Annotated in this window: 4 protein-coding genes; 3 read left to right on the top strand and 1 reads right to left on the bottom strand. The window is 60.8% G+C overall.

Annotated features, from left to right (window positions below; genetic code table 11):
- The 3 genes from AC5JJ6_RS06400 to AC5JJ6_RS06390 all read left to right on the top strand — a co-directional run.
- Nucleotides 1–379, top strand: a 379-nt coding sequence (locus AC5JJ6_RS06400) for a hypothetical protein (RefSeq protein ID WP_496041241.1), incomplete at its 5' end; no start/stop codon positions are given.
- 33 nt (nt 380–412) lie between these two features.
- Entirely contained in the window at nt 413–874 is a 462-nt protein-coding gene (locus AC5JJ6_RS06395; protein ID WP_496041240.1) for a CBS domain-containing protein, read from the top strand.
- Between the two features lie 129 nt (nt 875–1003).
- The gene (locus AC5JJ6_RS06390) at nt 1004–2395 is read left to right on the top strand and encodes a GntP family permease (RefSeq protein WP_496041239.1); all 1392 of its coding nucleotides are present in this window, start codon (nt 1004–1006) and stop codon (nt 2393–2395) included.
- A 121-nt stretch (nt 2396–2516) separates the two neighbouring features.
- Here the strand turns inward: AC5JJ6_RS06390 and AC5JJ6_RS06385 are convergent, their stop codons facing one another.
- Nucleotides 2517–2666, bottom strand: a complete 150-nt coding sequence (locus AC5JJ6_RS06385) for a hypothetical protein (RefSeq protein ID WP_496041238.1) — start codon at nt 2664–2666, stop codon at nt 2517–2519.
- Nucleotides 2667–3078: the final 412 nt, after the last annotated feature.

Genomic DNA, 3078 nt, shown 5'->3' with positions numbered 1-3078 from the left:
TCTGACCTTCGAGCCGACGGAGAACCTGTTCTTCATCAACTTCGAGGGCTTCGGGATCCGTCGCCAGGAGGATATCGACAGCGTCCGCCAAGCCGTCGAGGAGCGGCTAACCCCAGTTGGCCGCAAGGTGCTGGCGATCGTGAACTACGACAACTTCGCAATCCTGCCGGAACTGCTGGATGCTTACACCGACATGGTCAAGGGTTTGGCCGATCGGTTCTACTCAGGCGTGACCCGCTACACCACCAGCGCGTTCCTGCACATGAAGTTCGGCGATGCCCTTCAGCGGCGCGCCGTTTCGCCGCACATCTACGAGAGCCGCGAAGAGGCGGAGCGCTACCTGCAGGACCTGGGGCACCGCGCACGTGACGGTTTGTGAACTGAGACAGGCAGATCATGAGGAGTGCAGAGCATGGACAAACCCTGGAAGACGGTTGCCGAGTTGCTCGGCGCCCGGCGTGACGTGTTTCGGATCTCTGCAGACGAGAGTGTCTTTGCTGCTTTGCAGATACTGGCGGCGAAGGATGTCGGTGCGCTGATGGTGTGCAGTGGCGATGGTCTAGTCGGGGTTGTCACCGAGCGGGACTGCGCCCGCAAGGTCGAACTGCTCGGCCGGACGGTTCGGGATACCAAGGTCCAGGACATCATGACCAGGGATGTGCGCTACGTGACCCTGGATCACAAAGTCGATCACTGCGTGGCGCTGATGAAGCGCCATCGCCTGCGGCATTTACCGGTGGTTCAGGACGGCAAGATCGTCGGCGTGCTGTCCAACCGCGATGTCGTCGAGGAAATGATCACGGAGGAAGAACGCCTGATTCGCGATCTCGAGGCAGAGCGCCTTGTGATGACAACAAACACCGGCACGTACTAGCTGATCGCGCCTTCACTCAGATCGGAAGCACCGGATGGCCTGTGATACTCACAAGAGCCGAAGGCGCTTCTATGCTATCACCCGGTGGCCCGTAAGAGCGGCTGCCCAAGAAGAATGGAGGATGTGCCCATGAGCTTTCTGATCGCCGTGGCCGCTCTGGTTTTTCTCATGTTCGTGGCCTACCGCGGCTTCAGCGTGATCCTGTTCGCTCCCGTAGCAGCCCTGCTTGCCGTGCTGCTCACCGACCCCGCCGCCGTGCCGCCGATCTTCACCGGTCTGTTCATGGACAAGATGGTCGGCTTCGTGAAGCTGTATTTTCCGGTCTTCCTGCTTGGCGCCGTGTTCGGCAAGGTGATCGAGCTGTCCGGCTTCTCCAAATCGATCGTCGCGGCAGTCATCGGCTTTGTCGGCCAGCAGCGGGCCATGCTGGCAATCGTGCTGGTCGGTGCCGTGCTGACCTATGGCGGCGTCTCGCTGTTCGTGGTTGTCTTCGCAATCTACCCCTTCGCGGCCGAGATGTTCCGGCAGAGCAACATCCCCAAGCGCCTGATCCCCGGTACGATCGCGCTCGGCGCCTTCACCTTCACCATGGACTCACTGCCCGGAACGCCACAGATCCAGAACATCATCCCGACCACCTTCTTCAAGACCGACACCTGGGCGGCGCCCGTCCTCGGCACGATCGGCGCGGTTTTCATTCTCGCCGTCGGCCTCACCTACCTTGAATGGCGCCGCCGTCAGGCTGCGGCGGCAGGCGAAGGATACGGCGAGGGCCACCTCAACGAGCCCGAACGGGTCGAGGAAAAGGGGCTGGCGCATCCGGCCATTGCCATTCTGCCTCTCGTTCTGGTCGGCGTGATGAACAAAGTATTCACCTCGATGATCGTCGCGAACTACGGCACCAGCAACGAGGTTCAGCTTGCCGGCATGGCGAAGCCGCTGGTCACCGATGTTTCCTCGGTAGCTGCGATCTGGGCGGTACAGGGCGCGTTGCTGGTCGGTATCCTGACGGTCCTGGCCTTCGCCTGGCGACCGGTGACCCAGCGGTTCGCGGAGGGCACCAAGGCGGCGATCGGTGGTGCTTTGCTGGCGTCGATGAACACCGCATCGGAATACGGCTTCGGGGCGGTAATCGCGGCACTGCCGGGTTTCCTGGTGATCCGCGATGCGCTCCGGGCTATCCCGGACCCGCTGATCAACGAGGCGGTCAGCGTGACCGCTCTGGCCGGCATCACCGGTTCGGCCTCCGGCGGTATGAGCATTGCTCTAGCCGCCATGGCGGATCAATTCATCGAGGGCGCCAACGCCGCCGGCATCCCGTTGGAGGTTCTGCACCGGGTTGCGTCGATGGCGAGCGGCGGCATGGACACGCTGCCGCACAACGGTGCCGTGATCACGCTGCTCGCGGTTACCGGCCTGACCCATCGGCAGGCCTATGGCGACATCTTCGCCATCACCTGCACCAAGACCGCCGCGGTCTTCGTCGTGATCGGCTTCTACTATCTGACCGGCATCACCTGAGTGACTGATGGACCTGCCCTATCTCTTAGAACGTTGGAACCACATTCCCTAGGTCTGAGATCCGACAGAACTCACTCAAAGTCTCGACGCCTCTCAGGTCAGTCATGAACCTCAGATCAGGTCAGTCATGAACCTCAGACTGCCCGTCAACGGAATCAGTGCCGGTTTCAGCCGCTTTCGGCACTTTCGTGCGCTTGGCGTTGCCGTCATCCGGCTCGGCCAGAGCGGCTTCGACTTCCAGGAAATCTTCCATGTCCTGCTGATTCAACATGAGGACGCACTCCAATTTCAAGGTTTTCAGGAAGTTGCATCACCGGATGGTGGTGGACTAACGACGTCCAACCACAAGACCGGCCAAGCTGCACCGACTGTAAAGATCTTCTCTCCGACAGGCACGCAGACTATCAGGGCCTACTTTGTTGTCAGGCACACTGGTGCCATCAGGTCGTGTCGCTGAGTTGGTAGGAAATTGTTGAGCGGCGTAATCTCCTGAGTTTGGAAGAACCAGAACTGGCGGTCTGATCACCGCCGCAGGAGACTACGCCATGGAGAAGAATACAGACTTGGACACCGTCGCGCCATTACTCGGCGAGGACTGGTTCGATCCCCTGGAAGCTGGTGTGCACCAGTGACCTTGCCCCCATGCAGCGCCTCCCATAGCCGGGTAAGATCGGCGAGAGGAT

Source organism: Skermanella sp. (assembly GCF_059503625.1).
The sequence above is the reverse complement of the archived record's forward strand: the minus strand, read 5'-3'. Positions and strand labels throughout refer to the sequence as shown.

What these genes read in the sequence shown, in the direction of transcription:
- AC5JJ6_RS06395 (WP_496041240.1), top strand. Translation starts at nt 413, where the DNA reads ATGGACAAACCCTGGAAGACGGTTGCCGAGTTGCTCGGCGCCCGGCGT.
- AC5JJ6_RS06390 (WP_496041239.1), top strand. Translation starts at nt 1,004, where the DNA reads ATGAGCTTTCTGATCGCCGTGGCCGCTCTGGTTTTTCTCATGTTCGTG.
- AC5JJ6_RS06385 (WP_496041238.1), bottom strand. Translation starts at nt 2,666, where the DNA reads ATGTTGAATCAGCAGGACATGGAAGATTTCCTGGAAGTCGAAGCCGCT.